The following is a 23,076-nucleotide window of genomic DNA, read 5'->3' on the forward strand; positions in this document are numbered from 1 at the left end:
GCATGACTACCTCACTCCCCCTCAGCCTGATCGCGGCGCTCGCCGAGAACCGTGTGATCGGCATCGACAATTCCATGCCCTGGCATCTGCCGGGGGATTTCAAGTATTTCAAGGCCACCACCCTGGGCAAGCCGATCATCATGGGGCGCAAGACCTGGGATTCTCTGGGGCGGCCGCTGCCGGGGCGCTTGAACATCGTCGTCAGCCGCCAACCTGGCCTGCAGTTGGCGGGTGCCGAGGTGTTCGCTTCGCTGGAAGCGGCGTTGGCCCGTGCCGAGCAGTGGGCGCGTGAGCAGGGCGTCGATGAGCTCATGCTGATCGGCGGGGCGCAGCTGTATGGGCAGGCGCTCGAAAAGGGGCTGGTCAGCCGGATGTACCTGACCCGGGTGGAGCTGTCTCCGCAAGGGGACGCGTGGTTCCCCGAGTTCGACAAGGCGCAGTGGGCTCTGCGCTCGAGCGATCCGCAACCCGCAGAGGGCCAGGGGCCGGCGTACCATTTCGAGGTCTGGGAGAAGGCCTGAGGGTTGGGCTTTCGGTCTTGTGACGGGGCTATGGCCTACACCCCCCCTACATCAATGGCGGTGTAGGGGCGGTTCGCGGGCGATCAGCGCTATGAACGGCTCAGGAGTGACTCAGCTCTGCATGCTGATCACCTGCCAGCACATCCTTGTTGGTCTCTTTGAGTAGCTGACTGGTCACCACACCAGCAGTCATCGAGCCATTCACGTTCAGCGCCGTGCGGCCCATGTCGATCAGCGGCTCGACCGAAATCAGCAGCGCCACCAACTCCACTGGCAGTCCCATGGCCGGCAGCACGATCAGCGCCGCGAAGGTCGCACCGCCGCCGACGCCGGCAACGCCTGCCGAACTCAAGGTAACGATGGCCACCAGCGTGGCGATCCACAGGGGGTCGAAGGTGTCGATGCCCACGGCGGGTGCCACCATCACCGCGAGCATCGCTGGATAGAGACCGGCGCAGCCGTTCTGGCCGATGGTCGCACCGAACGAGGCGCTGAAGCTGGCGATCGACTGCGGTACGCCCAAACGGCGAGTTTGCGCTTCGATGTTGAGCGGGATGCTGGCTGCACTGGAGCGGCTGGTGAAGGCGAAGGTGAGCACCGGCCAGACCTTGCGCAAGAAGCGCAGCGGGCTGACGCCGGTCATGGCAAGGATGATACCGTGGACCACGAACATCAGGCCCAGGCCGATGTACGACACCAGTACGAAGCTGCCCAACTTGAGGATGTCCTCCAGGTTGGAGCTCGCCACTACCTTGGTCATCAGGGCCAATACGCCGTAGGGCGTCAGTTTCATTACCAGGCGCACCAGGCGCATTACCCAAGCCTGTAGGGTGTCGATGGCCGACAGGGCGCGCTGGCCTTTTTCAGCGTTGTCCTTGATCAGCTCGAGCGCGGCAAGGCCGACGAACACGGCGAAGATCACCACACTGATGATCGAGGTTGGTTTGGCCCGGGCCAAGTCGCCCACCGGGTTGCTGGGGATGAACGAAAGCAGCAACTGCGGGATGTTGAGGTCGGCGACCTTGCCTGCATAGTCGCTGTGGATGGCTTGCAGGCGCGCGCTCTCTTGGGCGCCAGCTACCAGGCCCTCGGCGCTAAGGCCGAACAGGTTGGTCAGGGCGATACCGATCAGTGCTGCGATGGCCGTGGTCAGCAGCAGCGTGCCGATGCTCAGCACACTGATGCGACCCAGCGAAGAGGCATTGTGCAGGCGAGCCACTGCGCTGAGGATCGAGGCGAAGATCAGCGGCATGACGATCATCTGTAGCAAGCCAACGTAGCCGTTGCCGACCAGATCGAGCCAGCCCAGAGTGGCTTTGAGAACCGGGTGACCTGCACCGTAGACAGTTTGCAGCGCCAGGCCGAAGACCACGCCTAGCACCAGCCCCAGCAAGACTTTCTTCGCCAGGCTCCAGTCGGTGCGGCGGGTTTGTGCCAGGCCCAGCAACAAGGCCAGGAATGCCAGCAGGTTGAGTAACAGCGGCAGATTCATTGAAGCTCCAGGAAAAAGCAGAAGAGGCATCGCCTCTGTGAGCGATTGCGAACAGAAATGCTAACAGCCTGAAAACAAACGAATTTATATCTAAAAGTAATTTGGATAGTCGCTAATGGAATAACACTGTGTCGTTGGTGGCAATCAACACGGCGTTTGCAGCTGTGTGAAGGTCGTTGTGGGCCTGGGGTCTTGTTGCTTCCTGAACTAGTTTTCTTCGGTCATTTCAGGAGATCCGCACATGAAGTTCGCTCCGAAAGCTCTGGCCATCGGCCTTTCTTTGTTATTCAGTGTCGAAACCTGGGCCACCGAGCTCAAGCATTGGCCGGCCGAGGCGGCCAAACAGCTCGATTCGATGATTGCCGCCAACGCCCACAAGGGTAATTACGCGGTGTTCGACATGGACAACACCAGCTACCGCTTCGACCTTGAGGAGTCGCTGTTGCCGTTCATGGAGAACAAGGGGCTGCTCACCCGCGACAAGCTCGACCCTTCCCTCAAGCTGATCCCGTTCAAGGACACCGCCGAGCACAAGGAAAGCTTGTTCAGCTACTACTACCGCTTGTGCGAAATCGACGACATGGTCTGCTACCCCTGGGTGGCGCAGGTGTTCTCGGGGTTCACCTTGAAAGAGCTGAAGGTCCAGGTCGATGAGCTGATGGCCTTGGGCAAGCCGATTCCCAGCACCTATTTCGAAGGCGACCAGGTAAAAGCCATCGAGGTACAGCCGCCCAAGGTGTTCACCGGGCAGACCGAGCTGTACAACAAGTTGATGGAGAACGGTATCGAGGTGTACGTGATCTCGGCCGCCTCGGAAGAGCTGGTACGCATGGTGGCTTCCGACCCCAAGTACGGCTACAACGTGAAGCCTGAGAACGTCATTGGCGTGAGCCTGCTGCTCAAAGATCGTGCAAACGGCCAGCTGACCACCGCGCGCAAACAGATTACCGAGGGGAAATACGATGCCAAGGCCAACGAGGGCCTGGAACTGACGCCTTACCTGTGGACCCCTGCCACCTGGATGGCGGGCAAGCAGGCGGCGATTCTCACCTATATCGACCAGTGGAAGAAGCCAGTGCTGGTGGGCGGCGACACCCCGACGAGCGATGGCTACATGCAGTTCCATGGGGTGGATGTGAACAAGGGTGGAATCCACCTGTGGATAAACCGCAAGGCCAAGTACATGGACCAGCTCAACGGGATGATCTCGAAGAACGCGGCGGCGCAGGCCAAGGAAGGCCTGCCGGTGACGGCGGACAAGAACTGGGTGATCGTGACGCCGGAGCAGATTCAGTAAGGGGCAGACCCACTCCATCGCTGGCCAGTCAGCGCCGACAGCGGGTGACGCACCCTATGTCGAGGCCTTGGCAGGCAAAAAAAACCGGCGCACCAGGCGCCGGTTTTTTTGCCGCAGAGCCTTACAGCCCTTCGAGCATCGCTTTGTTGCGCACAGCACCCTTGTCGGCACTGGTCGCCAGCAACGCATAGGCCTTCAGTGCGGTAGTGACCTTACGGGGACGCGCTTCGACCGGCTTCCAACCCTTCTTGTCCTGCTCGACGCGGCGCTCGGCCAGCTCTTGGTCACTGACCAGCAGGTTGATCGAACGGTTGGGGATGTCGATCAGAATCTTGTCGCCATCGCGCACCAGGCCAATTGCACCACCGGCAGCCGCCTCTGGCGAGGCGTGGCCGATCGACAGGCCCGAGGTACCGCCAGAGAAGCGGCCGTCGGTGAGCAGGGCGCAGGCTTTGCCCAGGCCCTTGGACTTCAGGTACGAAGTCGGGTAGAGCATTTCCTGCATGCCCGGGCCGCCTTTCGGGCCTTCGTAGCGGATGATGACGACGTCACCGGCTTTCACTTCGTCGGCGAGGATGCCGCGAACGGCGCTGTCCTGGCTTTCGAAGATCTTCGCGGTGCCTTCGAACACGTGGATCGACTCGTCGACACCGGCAGTCTTCACCACGCAGCCGTCGAGGGCGATGTTGCCGTACAGCACGGCCAGGCCGCCTTCTTGCGAGTAAGCGTGCTCGACGCTACGGATGCAGCCTTCGGCGCGGTCGTCGTCCAGGGTTTCCCAGCGGGTCGACTGGCTGAACGCGGTCTGCGTCGGAATGCCCGCCGGACCTGCCTTGAAGAAGGTGTGCACGGCTTCGTCATCGGTCTGGGTGATGTCCCACTTGGCGATGGCTTCTTCCATGCTGCGGCTGTGCACGGTCGGCAGGTCGGTGTGCAGCAGGCCGCCACGGGCCAGCGAACCGAGGATGCTGAAGATGCCGCCAGCGCGGTGGACGTCTTCCATGTGGTACTTCTGGATGTTCGGCGCCACTTTGCACAGTTGCGGCACCTTGCGGGACAGGCGATCGATGTCACGCAGGTCGAAGGCCACTTCGGCCTCCTGGGCCGCGGCCAGCAAGTGCAGGATGGTGTTGGTCGAACCCCCCATGGCGATGTCCAGCATCATGGCGTTCTCGAACGCCTTGAAGTTGGCGATGTTGCGCGGCAGTACCGAATCATCGTTCTCGCCGTAGTAACGCTTGCACAGCTCGACGATGGTGCGGCCAGCGGTGAGGAACAGCTGTTCGCGGTCGGAGTGGGTAGCCAGGGTCGAACCGTTGCCCGGCAGGGCCAAGCCCAGGGCTTCGGTCAGGCAGTTCATTGAGTTGGCGGTGAACATACCGGAGCAGGAACCGCAGGTCGGACAGGCGCTGCGTTCATATTCGGCGACTTTTTCGTCGCTGGCCGACGAGTCGGCGGCGATGACCATGGCGTCGACCAGGTCCAGGCCGTGGCTGGCGAGCTTGGTCTTGCCGGCTTCCATTGGGCCGCCGGAGACGAAGATCACCGGGATGTTGAGGCGCAGGGCGGCCATCAGCATGCCGGGGGTGATCTTGTCGCAGTTGGAAATACACACGATGGCATCGGCGCAGTGGGCGTTGACCATGTACTCCACGGCGTCGGCGATGATCTCGCGGCTCGGCAGCGAGTACAGCATGCCGTCGTGGCCCATGGCGATGCCGTCGTCGACCGCGATGGTGTTGAACTCCTTGGCCACGCCACCGGCGCGCTCGATTTCGCGGGCGACCAGCTGGCCCAGGTCCTTCAGGTGCACATGGCCCGGGACGAACTGGGTGAATGAGTTGGCGATGGCGATGATCGGTTTCTTGAAGTCTTCGTCTTTCATCCCGGTGGCGCGCCACAGGGCGCGGGCGCCGGCCATGTTGCGGCCTTGGGTGGATGTCTTGGAACGATAATCAGGCATGAAGCACTCCTGGCGGCTGAATCAGGTCACAAAAAGGGGAGTGAGCTTCTCTTGTCCTTTGCGCCGCAGGCCGGTTGCCACTGGCACGGATGAGGCCGAAGACACTGCGGGATCGCCGCATGTTCGACCAGAGCTCATAAACCCGCCGGGGATGACTGGCGATGAATAGGTCGATTCTACACCGCTGGCGCCGCGAGGGAATGGCGATGTGTCTGGGCGGTGACTTTGACCGAATGGCCGGTCGTTTGTAGGACCGTTCTGAAATGCCTCCGGAGGGGCTGACACACCCAGCCTGGCTACCTATGATCCGCCGCGCCGCATGTGCGGCTTCACGAGAAATGACCTCAATGGACCTTCCCAGTTTCAGTTCGTACAGAACCTGCAAATTGGCACTGAGCGCGCCGTCGCCAGGGCTGCCGAGGGCTTGAGTCCGTATGACTGAGGTCTGCGGGCGCCTGGCGCGGCGTCTGGAGAACCTCATGCAACATCCAATCGATAACGACACCCTGCACCTGGACACCCGTGCAGCCCTCGAAGCAGAGCGGCGCGAAGCGACCGAAGACATTCACAAAGGCGCGTCGATCACCAATCATGTCGGCAACCTGCGGGATGCAACCCTTGGGCTGCTCTACCGCAAGCGCGTGCTATGGCTGGTGGTGCTGGTTTTCGGAAACCTGTTTTCCGGGGCTGGCATCGCGGCCTTTGAAGAAACCATCGCTGCCAACATCGCCCTGGTGTTCTTCCTACCCCTGCTTGTGGACAGCGGCGGTAATGCGGGGGCCCAGTCTGCAACGCTGATAGTGCGGGGGCTGGCGACCGGCGAAGTGGTCATGCGCGACTGGTGGCGGATGCTGGTCCGTGAGCTTGGTGTCGCTTTGGCACTTGGATGCACCATGGCATTGGCGGTGGCGTCGTTGGGCTTGTTGCGCGGCGGGCCGCTGATTGCCCTGGTGGTGGCCAGCAGCATGGTCGTGATCGTGCTGGTCGGTAGTCTGATCGGTATGAGCTTGCCGTTCCTGCTCAGCCGCTTCAGGCTCGACCCGGCCACAGCGAGTGGGCCGCTCATCACATCAATTGCCGATGCGGTGGGGGTGATGGTGTATTTCGGGGTTGCTTCGTTCGTTCTGGGCGTCTGAGACGCAGCGACCGATTCTTGAAAGGTCACCCATGGGCCAGTTCGAGAGCTGGCCCATGGGTGACCTCGGTTCTTTCAGGCTTTCATCAGCTGTTGGGCAGCAACCGGCACGTAATGCTCTTGATATAGCGGGTTTCGGCAATGGCCGGATGCACCGGGTGGTCCGGGCCTTGGCCGCCGCGTTCGAGCAGCTGCATGTTGCGGTCCAGGTGGCGGGCGCTGGTCAGCAGGATGTTGTGCAGGTCGTCCTCGGGCAGGTGCATCGAGCAGGAGGCGCTGACCAGAATGCCGTCCTTGGTCAGCATGCGCATGGCCTGTTCATTCAGGCGGCGGTAGGCCGCTTCGCCGTTTTTCAGGTCCTTCTTGCGCTTGATGAACGCGGGTGGGTCGGCAATGATCACGTCGAAGCGTTCTTCGGCGGCCTTGAGCTCACGCAATGCCTCGAAGACATCGCCTTCGATGCAGGTGAGTTTTTCGCTGATACCGTTGAGCGCGGCATTGCGCTCCACGCCATCCAGGGCGAAGCCCGAAGCATCGACGCAGAACACTTCGCTGGCGCCGAAAGCGCCGGCTTGCACACCCCAGCCTCCGATGTAGCTGAACAGGTCGAGCACGCGCTTGCCCTTCACGTAGGGGGCCAGGCGTGCACGGTTCATGCGATGGTCGTAGAACCAGCCGGTCTTCTGGCCTTCACGTACCGGGGCCTCGAACTTCACGCCGTTTTCTTCCAGCGGCACCCAGTCCGGAACTTCGCCGTAGACGGTCTCGACGTAGCGCTGCAGGCCTTCTGCATCACGCGCGGCGGAATCGTTCTTGAACAGGATGCCGCTGGGCTTGAGCACCTGGACCAGTGCCGCGATGACGTCATCCTTGTGCAGTTCCATGGTGGCCGACGCCAGCTGAACCACAAGGATGTCGAAGAAGCGGTCGACCACCAGGCCTGGCAGCATGTCGGAATCGCCATAGACCAGGCGGTAGCACGGTTGCTCGAACAGGCGCTCGCGCAACGACAGGGCGACGTTCAGGCGATGCACCAGCAACGACTTGTCCAGCGGCAGCTTGGCATCGCGCGACAGCAGGCGGGCGCAGATCAGGTTGTTGGGGCTCAGCGCGACGATGCCCAGCGGTTTGCCGTTGGCTGCCTCGAGGACGGCCTGCTGTCCGGCCTGCAAGCCTTGCAGCGGGGTCGCATTGACGTCGACTTCGTTGCTGTAGACCCACAGGTGGCCGGCGCGCAGGCGGCGGTCGGCATTGGCTTTGAGGCGAAGGCTGGGCAGGGACATGACGTCGCTCCGGGAAAAAAGAGCGGGATTATATCCTTTTGCTACGGGATCCGGGGCCAGGCGCGACAAAGTGGCGGCTGTACCGACAGGAATACGCGGCGCCGGCACGGTTCATCTGGGTTAGAATCCCCTCGACCTTCACGAGTGTGCACGTATGTCCCAAGAACTCAGCGCCGAGCAGATCCAGCAAGCCTTGCAAGGCATCACCATTCCGCCGCAACCGCAGATCATGGTCGATTTGCAGTTCGAGCAGTACATGCCTGACCCGGACCTGGAAACCATCGCCAAGCTGATTTCCCAGGACCCAGGCCTTTCGGGCGCCTTGCTCAAACTGGTGAACTCCCCGCAGTTCGGCCTCTCCAACAAGATTGGCTCGATCCAACGTGCGGTGAACCTGCTGGGCAGCCGCTCGATCATCAACCTGATCAACGCCCAGTCGATCAAGGGTGAAATGAGCGACGAAACCATCGTTACCTTGAACCGCTTCTGGGACACCGCCCAGGATGTGGCCATGACCTGCCTGACGCTGGCCAAGCGTACCGGTATCCAGGCCGTGGACGAGGCCTACACGCTCGGGCTGTTCCACGATTGCGGCGTACCGCTTATGCTCAAGCGCTTCCCCAACTACATGGATGTGCTTGAAGAGGCCTACGCCCAAGCCGGTGAAGAAACCCGCGTGGTCGATACCGAAAACCGGGCCTTCAACACCAACCACTCGGTGGTCGGCTACTTCACCGCCAAGTCCTGGCGCCTGCCAGAGCACATCAGCGGGGCCATCGCCAACCACCACAACGCCTTGGCGGTGTTCCGCGACGAATCCTCGCGCAATGCCCAGACCCAGCTGAAGAACCTGCTCGCGGTGCTGAAGATGGCCGAGCATATCTGCGCCTCGTATCGCGTGCTGGGTAATCAGGCCGTCGACCATGAGTGGAATGCGCTCGGCCCGCTGGTCCTCGATTACATCGGGTTGTCGGAGTACGACTTCGAGAACCTCAAGCAGACCCTGCGCGAGTTGGGGCACTGATTCATGCCTGAGTTACCAGAAGTCGAGACAACCCGACGTGGCATCGAGCCCCATCTGGTTGGCCAGCGTGTCAGCCGGGTAGTCGTGCGTGATCGGCGGCTGCGCTGGCCAATCCCTGAGGATCTGGACATACGCCTTTCGGGCCAGCGCATCCTCAGCGTGGAGCGACGCGCCAAGTACCTGCTGATCAACGCAGAGGTTGGCACCTTGATCAGCCACCTTGGGATGTCGGGGAACTTGCGCCTGGTCGAATTGGGGGCGCCGGCGGCCAAGCATGAGCATGTCGACATCGAGCTGGAATCGGGGCTGATGCTGCGCTACACCGACCCGCGCCGCTTCGGCGCGATGCTCTGGAGCCTCGACCCGTTCAATCACGAATTGCTATTGCGCCTGGGGCCGGAGCCGCTGACCGACCTGTTCGATGGCGAGCGCCTGTTCCAGCTTTCCCGCGGGCGCTCGATGGCCGTGAAACCGTTCATCATGGACAACGCCGTGGTGGTAGGGGTGGGCAACATCTACGCCACCGAGGCGCTGTTCGCCGCCGGTATCGACCCACGCAGAGAGGCGGGCGGCATCTCGCGGGCCCGTTACTTGAAGCTGGCCATCGAGATCAAACGGGTGCTGGCCGCAGCCATCGAACAAGGTGGCACGACGCTGCGCGACTTCATCGGTGGCGACGGGCAGCCTGGGTACTTCCAGCAGGAGCTGTTCGTGTATGGCCGAGGCGAACTGCCGTGCAAGGTGTGCGGGACGACCTTGCGAGAGGTTAAGCTGGGACAGCGGGCCAGCGTGTACTGCCCGCGCTGCCAGCGCTGAATTCCAAGGCTAGATCGCCGGCAAGCCGGCGATGGCGGCATCACGCTTTACCGGTGATCCGCCGGTACTTGGCCATCAGCTCATCATGGGTTTCTGGATGGGCCTCATCCAGCGGAATGCAATCTACCGGGCAGACTTGCTGGCACTGCGGCTCGTCGTAGTGGCCGACGCACTGGGTGCACAGATTGGGGTCGATCACGTAGATCTCTTCGCCTTGGGAGATTGCCTCGTTCGGGCACTCGGGTTCGCAGACGTCGCAGTTGATGCAATCGTCGGTGATGATCAGGGACATTGGGACTCCGGCCGGGGCTCACAGCCCGGGCATGTTCAACGCGGTAGGCACAATTGTGCCGCATTCGCGCCCGCAGTGCACGCGGGCGCGATGGTCAGGCGATGAGGGTTACTTCTTGAAGCGTTCGGTCAGGGCGTCGGCCACCGCTGGGTGGACGAACTTGCTGATGTCCCCGCCCAGCGCTGCGATCTCCCGGACCAGCGTCGAAGAGATGAACGAATAACGCTCCGATGGCGTCAGGAACAGGCTCTCGACATCGGGTGCCAGTTGCCGGTTCATGTTCGCCAGCTGGAACTCGTATTCGAAGTCGGACACTGCACGCAGGCCACGCAGGAAGACGTTGGCGTTCTGTTCCTTGGCAAAATGCGCCAACAGGGTGGAGAAGCCGATGACTTCGACATTGGGCAGGTGCTTGGTGACCTCACGGGCCAGCTCTACCCGTTGTTCCAGTGGGAACAGGGGGTTTTTCTTGGGGCTGGCCGCCACCGCGATGATCACATGGTCGAACAGGCGCGAAGCGCGTTCGACCAGGTCGCCATGGCCCTTGGTAATGGGGTCGAAAGTACCCGGGTACAACACTCGGTTCATCGCGTCATCCTGGCTGGAGTGCGTTGGGGAGTCGGATGGTAGCGCAGCGACTGCGCCCGGCCAAGTCGCGCGGCCGGAAGTTGGCACTATAGACAGAGGGGGCGCAGGTTGTCATGCGCCCTGTGCCAGCCGGGTAATCAGGGCATCGGTGAGCTTGGCGCTAATGGCGTAGACCGATAGCTGCGGGTTGGCACCGATGCTGGTGGGAAACAGTGAACCGTCGTGAATCGACAGGTTTTCCAGCTGGTGATGTCGGCCCAGGCTGTCGCACACCGCTTGGCGCGGGTCCTCGCCCAGCGCGCAGCCGCCCATGACGTGGGCGCTGCCAAGGCGGGTACGGAAAAGCTCCAGGCGCAGGCCATCGATCAGGGTCAGGGCCTGTTGCGGGTTGTCGACATAGCGGGCATCGCTATGTACGGGGGCTACCTGTCTCGCTCCAGCGGCGAACTGGATCTGCGCCATGCTTCGATAGGCCCGCCGCAGGCCGTCGCGCAGGTAGTCGGTGACGGGGTAGTCGAGCACAGGCGAGCCGTCGCCCCGCAGTTCCACTTCTCCCCCTTGGCTCTGCGGATGAAAACCGTCACGCAGCAACGCCAGCATGACATGGGTGTGGGGCAGGTCAGCCATGCGCTGGGCGTTCTCGGCGCCATACCCGCCCAGCAAGGTGCTGGCCAGGGCCGGGTGCAACGGTGGTACCTCCAGTTTGTAGCCCACAGGGCCGTCGGTACCGTCCTGCCACTGGAAGTGGTCGCTATAGATGGATTGCGGGGCGCCGTAATAAGGGTCGATGCGCGCGTCGAAGCGTGCTGCGCTGAAGTTCACCAAGTGCAGGAAGGTGCGTTTGCCCAGGCGCTTGTGCGGGTCGGGGGCTTGCGAGCGCAGCAGCAGGGCGGGGCTGTTGATGCCGCCGCCGGCGAGAACGAAGTGTCGGGCACGAACCGTGATCTGCCGGCCGTTGGGGTGCACTCCCTGAGCGTCGAGCGCCTGGCAGTGCAGTTGCACGATGCGTTCTCCGTTGTGTTCCAAGCGCACGGCCCGCGCCAGGTAAAGCAGCTCGCCCCCGTTGTCGAGGGTGGCCGGGATATGGGTCACCAGCATCGACTGCTTGGCGTTGACCGGGCAGCCCATGCCGCAGTAACCCAGGTTCCAGCAGCCGCGCACGTTGCGTGGGATCACCGCCCAGCGGTAGCCCAGGCTTTCGCAGCCACGGCGCAAGACGTCATTGTTGGCATTCGGGGGCACGGCCCAGGGGGTGATTCCCAGTTGTTGCTCCACACGCTCGAACCACGGCTTCAGCACGTCCTCGGCCAGCCCTTTCACGGCATGTTCCCTGGCCCAGTGCGCCAGGGTCTGGGGCGGCGTACGGAAGCTGGAAGTCCAGTTGACCAGCGTGGTACCGCCCACTGCACGGCCTTGGAGGATAGTGATGGCGCCATCCTTGCTCATTCGCCCCAACCCTTCCTGATACAGACTGGCGTAGGCCTCATCCTCCAGCAGGTGGAAGTCGCTGCTGGTCTTGAGCGGGCCTTCTTCGATCAGCAGTACCTTGAATCCGGCTTCGGCGAGCATGTGCGCGCTGGTAGCGCCGCCCGCGCCGCTGCCGATGATGGCGATATCGGCCTGCAGGCTCAGGTCGTGCTCCAGACGCGAGCCGTCGTGGGTGATCCAGCCGCGTTCGAGGCCTTGACGAAACGGGTCGATGACAGGCATTGGCGATGCTCTTGTTGGGGGGTCAAATGTTCGGGGGGCCTGGGTAGCCGCACGCGGCCCAGGCTTCGGGCCGTTCGTACCAGGCCATCAGCAGCAGTTGCAGCAAGGATGAGTGGCCCATGCGTAGCAGGTTCAGCGAACTGTCCTGCCAGCGTTGCAGAAAGGCATTCACCTGCTGGGCGTCGGCCTGTTCCCAGCTACCCCAGATGCCTGTCAGTGGGCCGCGGGTGAGGGGCAGGCTCAGCACATCGAACAGCTGCCGGGTGAGCTTGAGCATCTCTGGCGACAATGCCGCCAACGTGTGATCGAGGCTGTGCAGCACCAGCTCCCGTGACGCTCGTGTACCCGCCAGCACCACGGGAATCAGGGCCTGAAGCACAGGCACATCGTCGTCTCGCAGCACCTGGAAGCCCGCCGCGGGCAATTGGGACGTGCAGCCGACCAGGCTGGTGGTGGCCAGAAACGCACTGGCGCCCAGGCTGAAACGCAGCAGATCGCGGCGATGCATGGGCGGCCCTCAGCGGATGAACAGCTTGTAGATCAAGCGCTGCACGGCTTTGCCATAGGGCGGGTAGATCAGTCGAGCCGTGTTCAGGCGCTGTTTGGCCAGCACTGCCTTGGCCTTGCTGAAGGTCTGAAACCCCTCCAAACCATGGTAGTGCCCCATCCCCGAGGGCCCGATACCGCCGAAGGGCAGGTCGTCCTGAGCGACATGCAGCAAGGTGTCGTTCAGGCACACGCCGCCCGAGTGGCTATGGCGCAGGACGTGCTCCTGTTCGCTGCGCTCGTAACCGAAGTAGTAAAGCGACAGCGGGCGCGGGCGCTGGTTGATGTAGCTGAGGGCGTCGTCGAGGGTGTCATAGGGCACCACAGGTAGCAGCGGGCCGAAGATTTCGTCCTGCATCACGATCATGTCGTCGTTCACACCCAGCAACAGGTGCGGCGGCAGGCGTCGGCCCTGCCGGGTTTCGTCCGGATACAGGTCGATGACCTGTGCCCCTTTGTGCCGGGCATCGTCCAGCAAGCCTTGCAGGCGTTGCAGTTGTCGCGGGTTGATGATTGCGCTGTAGTCGCGGTTGTCGGCAATCGTGGGATAGAAGCGTCGAACGGCGCGGCGGTAGGCATCGCTGAAGCCATCGAGCCGATCACGGGGCACAAGGACGTAATCAGGGGCGACGCAGGTCTGGCCAGCATTGAGGGTCTTGCCGAAGGCGATACGCTCGGCAGCGGCATCCAGCGGGACCGTGGCCGAGACGATGGCCGGTGATTTGCCGCCCAGCTCAAGCGTTACCGGCGTCAGGTTGTGGGCCGCGGCCAGCATCACCTGTCGACCGATGCTGGTGGCACCGGTGAACAGCAGATGGTCGAACGGCAGGCGGGCAAAAGCCTGGGCGACCTCGACCTCTCCCAGTACCACGCTGACCAGGTCGCTGGGGAACACCCGTTCCAGCGTTGTCTTGAGGGCCAGTGCGCTGGCGGGTGTGGCCTCGCTGAGCTTGAGCATGACGCGGTTGCCCGCTGCCAGGGCGCAGGTGAGCGGCCCGATGGCAAGGAACAATGGGTAGTTCCACGGCACGATCACGCCCACTACGCCCAACGGCTGGTACAACACCTGGGCCTTGGCGGGCTGGAAGGCGAGTCCAACCTTTCGGCGGCTTGGGCGCATCCAGCCGTGCAGGTGACGCTCGGCATGGCGCAGGCCCTGTACCGAGGGCAGCAGTTCCGCCAGCAGCGTTTCATCGGCACTACGGCCGTCGAAGTCGGTGTCGATCGCCGCGACCAACCGGTCCTGGTCCGCCAGCAGAGCCTCGCGCAGGCTCTTGAGCCACTGTCGTCGCTGGGCCTCAGGGGGCATGGGGTTGCCGGCGAATGCCTGGCGCTGGGCGGCGAACGTCGCCGCCAGGTCGGTGTCGGAATTCACGGGAGGCAAGGCGATGGACGAGGACATTTCGGCTCCGGCGCGGCTGAGAGTCTCTAGAGCCTATACTCTAATTCGTACGGTGGTACGAAAATTTCAAGCGGTGATCCGCTGCAATACACCGTAATATGCCCATTAATGGAAGCCCGCAGACTGGGAGCTGAGCATGGCCCCGCGCATAAAGACCCGAGAGCGCATCGTGCAGAGCAGCCTGGAGCTGTTCAACCAGCAGGGCGAGCGCAGCGTCAGCACCAATCACATTGCTGCATTCATGGAGATTTCGCCCGGAAACCTCTATTACCACTTCCCCAACAAGCAGGCGATCATCGCCCTGTTGTTCAGCCAGTACGAAGCGCTGGTGGACAGTTTCCTACGCCCACCCCAAGGCCGTGCGGCGACGGTGGAAGACAAGCGTTTCTATCTCAAGGCATTGCTGGCGGCGATGTGGAACTACCGATTCCTACACCGCGACCTGGAGCACCTGCTCGACAGCGACCCGGAGTTAGCCGCCCGTTACAGGCGTTTTTCCGAGCGCTGCCTGCGCCAGGGCCAGGCGATATACCGGGGCTTCGTCGATGCCGGGATCCTGACCATGGAATCGGCGCAGATCGAGTCGCTCACCATCAACGCCTGGATTGTGCTGACTTCCTGGGTGCGCTTTCTCAGCACCACTCGTGAACATTCCGCGCACCTGGGTGAAGAAGCATTCAAACGAGGTGTCTATCAGGTACTGGTGCTGGAGCTGGGGTTCGTGACCCGCGAGGCGCGCAGTGCCGTGGATGCGCTGTGCCAGGAATTCCATGTACCGTTCAACCAGGCCCTGGAGCCATGAACCAGGGCTTATCTGCCATTGTTCAGGAGACTGTCATGCCCTTAGCGCAATTGATCACCCCGCAGCAGCTGGCCGAGCGTCTGGACTCGCCCACGTTGGTGGTCCTCGATTGTCGTTTTGCCTTGGAAGATGTCGATTACGGCCAGCGCAGCTATGCCGGAGGTCATATCGCCGGGGCGCATTTCGCCGATCTGGAGCGCGATCTCAGTGGTCCGGTGACCAAGGGCAAGACGGGCCGTCATCCCTTGCCTGAGCCGCGCCGCCTGGTAGAGCGGCTGCGTGAATGGGGGGTGGACAATGACAGTGAAGTGGTGCTGTACGACGATGGACCGGGTGCGTTTGCCGCGCGTGCCTGGTGGCTGCTGGCTTGGCTGGGCAAGCGCGATGGCGTGTTCATCCTCGACGGTGGGCTCAAAGCGTGGCACGCCGCGCACCTGCCATTGAGCCTGGATCCTCCGCCCAAGCGCCAAGGGACCTTCACCGGCGAGCCGGACATGAAGTTGCTGATCGACGCCGGGCATCTGGCCAAGCGCTTGGGGAGCCCGGACCTGACCCTGCTGGATGCCCGGGCCTTGCCACGTTTTCGTGGTGAGGTGGAGCCGATCGACCCCGTCGCGGGGCACATTCCAGGGGCGCAATGTGCGGCCTTTACCGACAACCTGGGGGCGGATGGACGATTCTTGCCGGCAGAGCAGCTCAAGCAGCGCTATGCCGAGAAACTGGCGGGGCGTGAACCTGATCAGCTGGTGGCTTATTGCGGGTCGGGCGTAACGGCGTGCCACAACCTGTTCGCGCTGGCGTTGGCGGGGTATCCGTTGGGACGGTTGTATGCGGGGTCTTGGAGCGAATGGATCAATGACCCCGAACATGGCGTCGCTACAGGGGAGTGAGTCATCGGTTGCCGGGACTGTCGCCGGCAATGGCGCTACAGGCCTTCGACCAGCCACTGCGGAATCCGGCGCTCAAGGTAGTAACCCGGATTTCGCAGGCTGCCGTCGACGAACCCCACGTGACCGCCACGGTGGTGTAACTCGAAGTGCGTTTGTGGCGCGAGTTCTTCGAGCCCAGGCAGGCTGTGGCTGGACACGAATGGGTCGTCGCTTGAGTGGATGATCAGCGTTGGAGTCCGGTTGGCGCCCAGAAAGTAGCGGCTCGATGAGCGCCGATAGTAATCGTGTGCGTCCTTGAACCCGTTCAGCGGCGCGGTAACCTTACCGTCAAAGTCCCAGAAAGTGCGCAGGTTGCGCAGCGGTCCGAGCCGCGCCAACGCCTCAAGCCCTTCATCATGGCCACGGTCGCGGAAGTGTTTCTGCTTTTGCAGCACATAGGCGAGCATTTCCCGCATGAAATGTGCCTGGTAGACCTTCGAGAAGCCCTGCCCGATGCGGTCGGCGCACTGGTCCAGGCGAAACGGCACCGACACTGCCACCGCCGCCTCCAGCCCGCTGGCTGCGCCACTTTCGCCCAGGTACTTGAGCAATACATTGCCGCCGAGCGAATAGCCCACTGCGAACAGCGGCGAAAGCGGACGCTGGGCCCGCAGGTGGGCGACGATCTCGGCAAGGTCTTCACTGGCGCCTGAATGGTAGCTGCGCGGCAACAGGTTCGGCTCGCCCGAACAGCCTCGCCAGTTCACCGCCACGCTGGCCCAGCCACGCGCTTGCAGGGCACCCTGCAAGCCTTTGACATAGGGTGAGTGGGAGGACCCGGTCAGTCCATGCAGTACCAGTACCAGGGGGGCATCCGGCTGGTGCGGTCCATGCCAGTCAAGATCGATGAAGTCGCCGTCGGCCAGCCACAAGCGTTCACGGTCGCGTGGGAGCTCGGGCAGCTTGCGCCAAAGCGGCCCCCACAACGTCTGCAAATGAGGGTTGGACAGGCCGGCGGCCGGGCGGAAAGTGACGTTGAGGCTTGGCATGCTGGGCGGCTCGTGATGTGCCCACCTAGATTGCCATGAAACACCGCCACTGTATCTGCACTATTGGTCGGTGGACGGAAGATCGGGCAAGGGGCGTTGATCGGCGGTGGGGCCGACACTCACGAACACCCGGCGCGACCATTCGAGCCGGGTTTGCAACACCGCTCGAACCGCTTCCGGGGTCACTGCCTGCAGCTGCTCGATATAGAGGTTGGTGTGGTTGGCGGGCTGACCGTGTCGGGCTGCCCCGGCCAGGAGCGCGGCCAGTGTCTGGTTACCTGCCACGGCGCTCATGAACCGGCCGGCCAACTGATTTCTGGCTAGTTCGAGCTCCGCAGCGGTCGGCCCTTGAGCGATGAACGTTTCCAAGAGTTCTGCGACAAGTGACTGGGAGGCAGTGATGTAGGCCGAGGCGATTTCCCACTCGATGTTCAGCAATCCACCTGCTTCATGCGGCGTCAGCCGGCTGCTTGCGCCATAGGTCAGGCCACGTTTCAGGCGCAGTTCCCGGAGCAGCCTGGAATCCACCCCAGCCCCCAGCACTTCGCTTGCCAGTACAAGGGCCGGATAATCAGGGTCGTCGGGTCGAACGCTCATTGGGATGGCCAGCACCATCGCATTGCTGGCCCCCGCCAGCTCGACGTGTATCGTCTTGCTCGCAACCTGCGGCACCTCGGGAAGCTGAGCGGCTGCCCAGCCCTGAGGCAGTGCCTGGGTGATGCGCTGGACGATGGCTTCTGCTTGCTCACGGGTCAGGTCACCGACCATGGCGACACAGAGATTGTTGGCGCTGTAGGCGCGTCGATGAAAAGCCACCAGCTGATCGACAGTCGTCGTTTCGATGCCTTCTGGCGTAGTGCCCAGGGGATTGCCATAGGGGTGCCCGGCAAATAGATAGCGGTTGGCTTCCAATCGGGTGCGTAGCTGCGGCGTGGTGTGGCGCGATGCCTGGTAGGGAAGCAATTGCCCTTTCATTTTTGCTAACTCCGCAGAGGCGAAGGCGGGACTGGCGACCAGGGAGGTGAACAGTTCGATTGCCGGGTCGAGGACCTGCTCGGCGGTCAGGCAGCGCAGGGATACGCTCGAATGTTCGAGGCGGATGCTTGTCTTGACTTGCGCGCCCAGGCGCTCGATCTGGCTGGCGTACTGCGTGGCATCCAGCGCGGTGGTTCCCTTGTCGAGCATGTGCAGCGTCAAGGCGGCAACACCTGAAGTATCTCCATCGAGCGCGGTGCCTGCGTTGAAGTAGAGCATGAGGTCGACCATGGGCAGTTCAGGGCGGCGCACGAACCGTACTTGGGTGCCACTCTGCGTCCGCCAGGCTTGGACCTGGATGCGAATATCATCGAAATGGCTGAAATCCCGCCCTTGCATCGATTGCAGCGCAGTTGCATTCGAGTCGTTCATGGGCGCTCTTCCTCTTTCATGTAAGTAACGGTCAGCCGTTCATGGCTCAGGTAGCGATGGGCCACAGCTCGTACGTCTTCCGCAGTGACGCTTTGCAGAATCTCGGCCTCCCGGTCGAGCGAATGCGGATCGAGGCCGCTGGCGGCCATCTGGCCAATCGCACCGGCTTGCTCGCCGATGTCGTCACGGCCGAAGACGGTGTTCGCCAGCAGCCTTGCCTTTGCCCTCGAGATCTCCCGTGCCGTCGCGGGTGTTTGCCTGAGCAGCTCGATCTGCGCCCAGACGTGCTCCATCGCCTGTTCCGGCGAGGCCTGTTGCGGATTGTTGAAGAAGTAGAACGTGAGCAGGCTGTCACCTCGCAGCACATGCAAGTACTGCGAGCCCTTCGCATGCAGAATGTCGCGTTCGCGCATCAGACGTTGAACAAGGCGCGCGCCTCTGCCCTCGGTGAGCAGTTCGGGAATCAGCCGCAGGGCCAAGGCTTCGAGGTCGGAAGCGGCGGTCGACTGGCTCGGCACATTGAACGCCATGATCAGACCTTCACGCAGGCGAGGCAGGGTGATGGTCTGTGTGCGATGAACGGATGCGGTGGCTGGCTTCGGTCGTGCCTTGCTGGGCAGGCGGTTGGCGGGAATTGCACCGAAATAGTGCTCGACCCACCCGCGTAACCGATCCGATGTCGTGTCGCCGACGACCACCAGCGTTGCGTTGTTTGGGTGATACCAGCTCTGGTACCAGGTTCGGACAGCATCAGCGGTCATGTCGGCCAGATCCGGGGCGCGGCCGATGATGGGCGTGGCGTAAGGACCGCCCTGCAGCGCCAGTGTGTCGGCTTGCTCCAGAGCCTGAGCGAGGGGGCTGTTGTCCACTCGGGTGCGGCGCTCCGCCTTGACCACTTCGAGCTCGCGGTCGAAGGCCGCTGGTTCGAGCGTGGCGCTGGCCATGGAGTCCGCCATGGCCTCCAGAACGACTTCCAGGCGATTGCTGGGCAGGGTGACGGGAAAGTAGGTGGCGTCGTGCGTGGTGGCGGCGTTCGGTGACCCGCCGAGCGTGCTGATCAGCTTCGAGTATTGGCCGCCAGCAAGCTTGCTGCTGCCTTCGAACATCAAGTGTTCCAGCAGGTGAGACAGCCCGGAATGACCTGGCGGCTCGTAGCTGGCACCCACGTGGTACCAAAGCTGGGCGCTAACCAAGGGGGCACGGCGGTCCTCACGCAGATAGACCACCAGTCCGTTGGCTAGGACGAAATGCTGCAGCGGTGGCGCGCTGGTGGCAGCGGTGGATGTCAGAGTGGCCATGACCGAGTTGCTCCTGTGTGAAAGTCGAAACAGGAGCAGCTTGTTTGAATGGGGAGGCCCGTCTGCGTTACTTACTTATGGCGACGGGCCACAGGCCTCAGCCTCGCTGCCATAGGGCGTAATGCACCTGGCCGGTTTTCTTCTCTCGGTGCAGGCGCCAGTTGGCAGGCAATTGCAGGGTCGACGGGGCAGCTTCGCTCTCGGTATAGATCCACGCCTGTTCGCGCAGCCAGTTGCCTTGTTCCAGCAGATTGCAGGCGTTTGCCAGCAGGTCCTGGTGGAAGGGTGGGTCGAGAAACACCACATCGAACTGCTGCTTGGTCGGGCCTTGCAGGTAGCGCAGGGCGTCGGTCTGCAGGATCTGCCCGCGTGGGCAGCGCAGGATCTCCAGGTTGTTCTTCAGATTGCTGATGGCTGCCGGGTTGCTGTCCAGTGCCACGGCATCCTCCGCGCCACGGGACAAGGCTTCCAGTACCAAGGCGCCACTGCCGGTGAAGGCATCCAGCACCCGGGCGCCTTCGATGTAGGGCGCCAGCCAGTTGAACAGGGTTTCACGTACCCGGTCGGTGGTGGGGCGCAGGCCATCGCCTTCAGGTACCGCCAGGCGCCGGCTGCGCCACTCGCCGGCGATGATGCGCAGGTAGCCCTGGCCCTTGCTTTGGCCCTGGTTGGGGCGGGCGGGTGGGGTGGGTCTTGGCATTAATGCTCCGGTACGCCGAGCGGTGGCTCGGCGGGTTTATCAGTGGGGGCCGGCAGCGGCTTCTGCGCCACTTTCGGGCCAGCGGTGACGATGACCAATTTGTCGGCCGACAGGTGTTTGTTCATGGCCGCCTTGACCTGCTCGACGGTCAGGGCCTGGGACTGCTGCATGAAGTCCTCCAGCCAAGTCAGGGGCAAGTTGTAGAAACCGATAGCACCCAACTGGCCAACGATGCTCGCGTTGCTGGCGTTGGACAGTGGGAAACTGCCGGCCAGTTCGCGCTTGGCGTCATCCAGTTCCTGCTGCGTCGGACCATTTTTCAGGTATTCGGCAAGGATGTCCTGGACCAGCTTTAGGGTGCCCTCGCTGAGTTCGGCGCGGGTTTGCAGGTTGATCATGAAGGGGCCGCGTACCTGCATTGGGCTAAACACGGAGTAGACCCCGTAGGTCAGGCCGCGCTTCTCGCGCACTTCGCTCATCAACCGGGTGCCGAAGGCCCCTCCGCCGAGGATCTGGTTGCCCAACGAAAGGGCTGGCCAGTCCGGGTCCTGACGGTCGATGCCCAGTTCGGCCAGCATCAGGTGAGTCTGCTTGGATGGGAAGTCGATATGGGTCAACCCAGCCTTGGGCTCCGCAGGCTCGGCGGGTTTCGCCAGCGCGGGGCCCTTGGGCAGGGCCGAGGACACTTGTTCGGCGATGGCTTCGGCCTCGCTGCGGCTGAGGTCACCAACCAGGGCTATGACCGCGTTACCGGCGGTATAGGCCTTGGCATGGAAGGCGCGAAGCTGTTCCAGCGTGATACCGGGCACACTCTGTGCCGTACCGTCGCTGGGGTGAGCATACGGGTGGTCACCATAGAGCTTGGCGAACAGGGCCTTGCCGGCGATCTTGCCAGGGTTCTGCTTTTCGTACTCGAAACCGGCCAGCAGCTGGTTCTTGATGCGCTTGAGAGCCTCTTCGGGGAAGGTCGGCTTGCCCGCCACTTCGGCGAACAGCTTGAGTGCAGGGTCACGCTTGTCCTTGGCACTCAGGCTGCGCAGCGAGGCCACTGCCATGTCGCGGTAGGAACCATTGCCAAAGTCCGCGCCCAGTCCCTCGAAGCCTTCGGCGATGGCGGTCACGTCCTTGCCGGCCACGCCTTCGTTGAGCATGGCGTTGGTCAGGGCGGCCAGGCCAGGGGTGTCGCCATCCTGGCTGCTGCCGGCGGCGAAGGTCACGCGCAGGTCGAACATGGGCAGCTCGCGGGCTTCGACGAACAGCACGCGGGCGCCTTCGGCGGTGGTCCAGTTCTGGATGTTCAGCTGACGCCGGCTTGGCGCCTTGCCGTCCAGATCGGCCAGCGATTGCAGGGTGTTTGCAGGGCGCGCCGCAGGAGGCTCTGCCTCGGACTGGGCCGGGCGCGCCAGGACAGCGGCCACCGCCACTACCAAGGCAATGATGCCCGTACCGATCAGCGTGTAGCGTGGTGCGCTGCGATCACTCATGAGCGGACTCCTCAGGCAGTACGTGGGCAACGCTCAGGCGTTCGCGGGTGAAATAAGTGCGTGCGGCGTTCTGCAGGTCTTGCGGTGTCACGCGCTTGAGCTCGTCCAGTTCGCTGTCGATCAGCTTCCAGGACAAGCCAACGGTCTCCAGCTGACCAATGGTGGTGGCCTGGCTGCTGATGGAATCGCGGTCGTAGACCAGACCGGCGATGACCTGGGCACGTACGCGCTCCAACTCTTCGGCGCTGGGCGGAGTGGTCTTGAGCTCGTCGAGCAGTTGCCAGATGCCTTTTTCCACTTCTTCGAGCGTTTTCTGCTTCTGCACGTTCGGAGTAGCCGAGATCAGGAACAGGCTGTCGCCGCGTGTGAAGGCGTTGTAGCTGGACGACGCGCCGGCGACCAATTCCTGGCCACGCTCCAGGCGTGCCGGCATGCGCGCGCTGTAGCCGCCGTCGAGCAGGGCCGAGATCAGGCGCAGGGCATGTACGGTGCGCGGGTCCTTGGCGGTGGCCAATCCAGGCACGTTGAACCCGTAGATCAGGCTTGGCAGTTGGGTGCGTACGTGCAGGGTCAGCTGGCGGTAGCCTGGTTTGGCCAACTCCAGCGGCAGCTTGGCCGATGGCACGGTGCGCTTGGGGATGCTGCCGAAATATTTCTGTGCCAGGCCCTTGACCTCATCGGCGGTGACATCGCCCACCACAACCAGGGTGGCGTTGTTCGGGGCGTACCAGGATTCGTACCAATGGCGGAGCTCCTCGACCTTCATGCGTTCGAGGTCGGCCATCCAGCCGATGGTCGGGGTGTGATAGCCGCTGGCCGGATAGGCCATGGCGCGAAACAGCTCGAACGCCTTCGAACTGGGTTGATCGTCGGTGCGCAGGCGGCGTTCTTCCTTGATGACCTCGATTTCGCGTGCGAACTCGTCGGCGGGCAGGCGCAGACTGGCCAGGCGGTCGGCTTCCAGCTCCATGGCCACCGGCAGCCGATCGCGGGCAAGTACCTGGTAGTAGGCGGTGTAGTCGTCGCTGGTGAAGGCGTTTTCCTCGGCACCGAGGTCCCGCAGGATGCGCGAGGCCTCGCCGGGTCCGATCTTGGCGCTGCCTTTGAACATCATGTGTTCGAGGGCATGGGACAAGCCGGTCTGGCCCGGTGTCTCGTAGCTGGAGCCAACCTTGTACCAGATCTGCGAGACCACCACCGGGGCGCGATGGTCCTCGCGAACGACCACTTTCAGGCCGTTGTCGAGGATGAACTCGTGGGTGGGTTGCACATCGGCGGCCAGGGCCGCGAGGGGCAGGCAGAGCGTGCCGAGCAACAGGCCAGCGGCGCGGCGGGCTAGAGCATTCATACGGTGTTTAACCTGTTCGGCGGCCCGCTGGGTTTAGCGTCAGTAGGCCA

The 23,076-nt window shown here is 62.9% G+C and carries 21 protein-coding genes; 7 read left to right on the forward strand and 14 right to left on the reverse strand.

From position 1 onward, the window contains the following. The first annotated feature begins 2 nt into the window (after nucleotides 1–2). Nucleotides 3–521, forward strand: a complete 519-nt coding sequence (locus VXM67_RS03485; RefSeq protein WP_023378173.1) for a dihydrofolate reductase — start codon at nucleotides 3–5, stop codon at nucleotides 519–521. A 100-nt stretch (nucleotides 522–621) separates the two neighbouring features. Here VXM67_RS03485 and VXM67_RS03490 read toward each other — a convergent pair whose 3' ends face one another. After that, nucleotides 622–2,013: an L-cystine transporter gene (locus VXM67_RS03490; protein WP_367237499.1), complete on the reverse strand. Its 1,392-nt coding sequence runs from the start codon at nucleotides 2,011–2,013 to the stop codon at nucleotides 622–624. A 241-nt stretch (nucleotides 2,014–2,254) separates the two neighbouring features. Between VXM67_RS03490 and VXM67_RS03495 the strand changes: the two genes are divergently transcribed. Further along, nucleotides 2,255–3,310 carry a haloacid dehalogenase-like hydrolase gene (locus VXM67_RS03495; protein ID WP_023378175.1) on the forward strand — a complete coding sequence of 352 codons (1,056 nt, stop codon included), beginning with the start codon at nucleotides 2,255–2,257 and terminating at the stop codon, nucleotides 3,308–3,310. A gap of 121 nt (nucleotides 3,311–3,431) precedes the next feature. Here VXM67_RS03495 and ilvD read toward each other — a convergent pair whose 3' ends face one another. Then, the gene (gene ilvD, locus VXM67_RS03500; RefSeq protein ID WP_023378176.1) at nucleotides 3,432–5,273 is read right to left on the reverse strand and encodes a dihydroxy-acid dehydratase; all 1,842 of its coding nucleotides are present in this window, start codon (nucleotides 5,271–5,273) and stop codon (nucleotides 3,432–3,434) included. A gap of 479 nt (nucleotides 5,274–5,752) precedes the next feature. Between ilvD and VXM67_RS03505 the strand changes: the two genes are divergently transcribed. Continuing rightward, nucleotides 5,753–6,409: a magnesium transporter gene (locus VXM67_RS03505; RefSeq protein WP_081669746.1), complete on the forward strand. Its 657-nt coding sequence runs from the start codon at nucleotides 5,753–5,755 to the stop codon at nucleotides 6,407–6,409. 85 nt (nucleotides 6,410–6,494) lie between these two features. Here the strand turns inward: VXM67_RS03505 and VXM67_RS03510 are convergent, their stop codons facing one another. Then, nucleotides 6,495–7,691 carry a class I SAM-dependent rRNA methyltransferase gene (locus tag VXM67_RS03510; protein WP_023378178.1) on the reverse strand — a complete coding sequence of 399 codons (1,197 nt, stop codon included), beginning with the start codon at nucleotides 7,689–7,691 and terminating at the stop codon, nucleotides 6,495–6,497. 208 nt (nucleotides 7,692–7,899) lie between these two features. Between VXM67_RS03510 and VXM67_RS03515 the strand changes: the two genes are divergently transcribed. Together VXM67_RS03515 and mutM are read left to right on the forward strand one after the other, a co-directional pair. Then, a complete protein-coding gene (locus VXM67_RS03515) occupies nucleotides 7,900–8,715 on the forward strand; it encodes an HDOD domain-containing protein (RefSeq protein WP_177325253.1) in 816 nt (271 codons plus the stop codon). Nucleotides 8,716–8,718: 3 nt separating this feature from the next. After that, on the forward strand, nucleotides 8,719–9,531 hold the full coding sequence (gene mutM, locus VXM67_RS03520) for a bifunctional DNA-formamidopyrimidine glycosylase/DNA-(apurinic or apyrimidinic site) lyase (protein ID WP_023378180.1): 813 nt from the start codon (nucleotides 8,719–8,721) through the stop codon (nucleotides 9,529–9,531). 40 nt (nucleotides 9,532–9,571) lie between these two features. Here mutM and VXM67_RS03525 read toward each other — a convergent pair whose 3' ends face one another. The 5 genes from VXM67_RS03525 to VXM67_RS03545 form a co-directional block, all read right to left on the reverse strand. Then, nucleotides 9,572–9,823, reverse strand: coding sequence for a YfhL family 4Fe-4S dicluster ferredoxin (locus VXM67_RS03525; protein ID WP_023378181.1), 252 nt, complete (start codon nucleotides 9,821–9,823; stop codon nucleotides 9,572–9,574). A gap of 108 nt (nucleotides 9,824–9,931) precedes the next feature. After that, on the reverse strand, nucleotides 9,932–10,411 hold the full coding sequence (gene coaD, locus VXM67_RS03530; RefSeq protein WP_023378182.1) for a pantetheine-phosphate adenylyltransferase: 480 nt from the start codon (nucleotides 10,409–10,411) through the stop codon (nucleotides 9,932–9,934). Nucleotides 10,412–10,522: 111 nt separating this feature from the next. Then, nucleotides 10,523–12,121, reverse strand: a complete 1,599-nt coding sequence (locus tag VXM67_RS03535; protein ID WP_027907896.1) for a GMC family oxidoreductase — start codon at nucleotides 12,119–12,121, stop codon at nucleotides 10,523–10,525. Between the two features lie 22 nt (nucleotides 12,122–12,143). Continuing rightward, nucleotides 12,144–12,629, reverse strand: coding sequence for a hypothetical protein (locus VXM67_RS03540; protein WP_023378184.1), 486 nt, complete (start codon nucleotides 12,627–12,629; stop codon nucleotides 12,144–12,146). Between the two features lie 9 nt (nucleotides 12,630–12,638). Beyond that, on the reverse strand, nucleotides 12,639–14,069 hold the full coding sequence (locus VXM67_RS03545; protein WP_027907897.1) for a coniferyl aldehyde dehydrogenase: 1,431 nt from the start codon (nucleotides 14,067–14,069) through the stop codon (nucleotides 12,639–12,641). Nucleotides 14,070–14,205: 136 nt separating this feature from the next. On the opposite strand from VXM67_RS03545, the gene VXM67_RS03550 reads away from it, so the two are divergent. Both VXM67_RS03550 and VXM67_RS03555 read left to right on the forward strand, forming a co-directional pair. Continuing rightward, nucleotides 14,206–14,871: a TetR/AcrR family transcriptional regulator gene (locus VXM67_RS03550; protein ID WP_023378186.1), complete on the forward strand. Its 666-nt coding sequence runs from the start codon at nucleotides 14,206–14,208 to the stop codon at nucleotides 14,869–14,871. 35 nt (nucleotides 14,872–14,906) lie between these two features. Then, complete coding sequence (locus tag VXM67_RS03555; protein WP_023378187.1) at nucleotides 14,907–15,761, forward strand: sulfurtransferase; 855 nt, start codon at nucleotides 14,907–14,909, stop codon at nucleotides 15,759–15,761. Nucleotides 15,762–15,796: 35 nt separating this feature from the next. On the opposite strand, the gene VXM67_RS03560 is transcribed toward VXM67_RS03555, so the two are convergent. The 6 genes from VXM67_RS03560 to VXM67_RS03585 all read right to left on the reverse strand — a co-directional run bounded on the left by VXM67_RS03560 (nucleotide 15,797) and on the right by VXM67_RS03585 (nucleotide 23,026). Next, the gene (locus VXM67_RS03560) at nucleotides 15,797–16,789 is read right to left on the reverse strand and encodes a hydrolase (protein ID WP_023378188.1); all 993 of its coding nucleotides are present in this window, start codon (nucleotides 16,787–16,789) and stop codon (nucleotides 15,797–15,799) included. Between the two features lie 60 nt (nucleotides 16,790–16,849). Continuing rightward, a complete protein-coding gene (locus VXM67_RS03565; protein ID WP_367237500.1) occupies nucleotides 16,850–18,196 on the reverse strand; it encodes a M16 family metallopeptidase in 1,347 nt (448 codons plus the stop codon). After that, on the reverse strand, nucleotides 18,193–19,494 hold the full coding sequence (locus VXM67_RS03570; protein WP_367237501.1) for a M16 family metallopeptidase: 1,302 nt from the start codon (nucleotides 19,492–19,494) through the stop codon (nucleotides 18,193–18,195). The genes VXM67_RS03565 and VXM67_RS03570 overlap by 4 nt, the downstream gene beginning before the upstream one ends. 97 nt (nucleotides 19,495–19,591) lie before the next feature. Beyond that, nucleotides 19,592–20,194, reverse strand: coding sequence for a 16S rRNA (guanine(966)-N(2))-methyltransferase RsmD (gene rsmD / locus VXM67_RS03575; RefSeq protein ID WP_023378191.1), 603 nt, complete (start codon nucleotides 20,192–20,194; stop codon nucleotides 19,592–19,594). Then, nucleotides 20,194–21,678 carry a pitrilysin family protein gene (locus VXM67_RS03580; protein WP_023378192.1) on the reverse strand — a complete coding sequence of 495 codons (1,485 nt, stop codon included), beginning with the start codon at nucleotides 21,676–21,678 and terminating at the stop codon, nucleotides 20,194–20,196. Before VXM67_RS03580 ends, rsmD begins: the two co-directional genes overlap by 1 nt. Beyond that, the gene (locus VXM67_RS03585; protein WP_023378193.1) at nucleotides 21,671–23,026 is read right to left on the reverse strand and encodes a pitrilysin family protein; all 1,356 of its coding nucleotides are present in this window, start codon (nucleotides 23,024–23,026) and stop codon (nucleotides 21,671–21,673) included. Before VXM67_RS03585 ends, VXM67_RS03580 begins: the two co-directional genes overlap by 8 nt. Nucleotides 23,027–23,076 lie beyond the last annotated feature (50 nt).

The organism is Pseudomonas sp. Rh2, from assembly GCF_040762985.1.
In the GTDB taxonomy this organism is placed as follows: domain Bacteria; phylum Pseudomonadota; class Gammaproteobacteria; order Pseudomonadales; family Pseudomonadaceae; genus Aquipseudomonas; species Aquipseudomonas taiwanensis.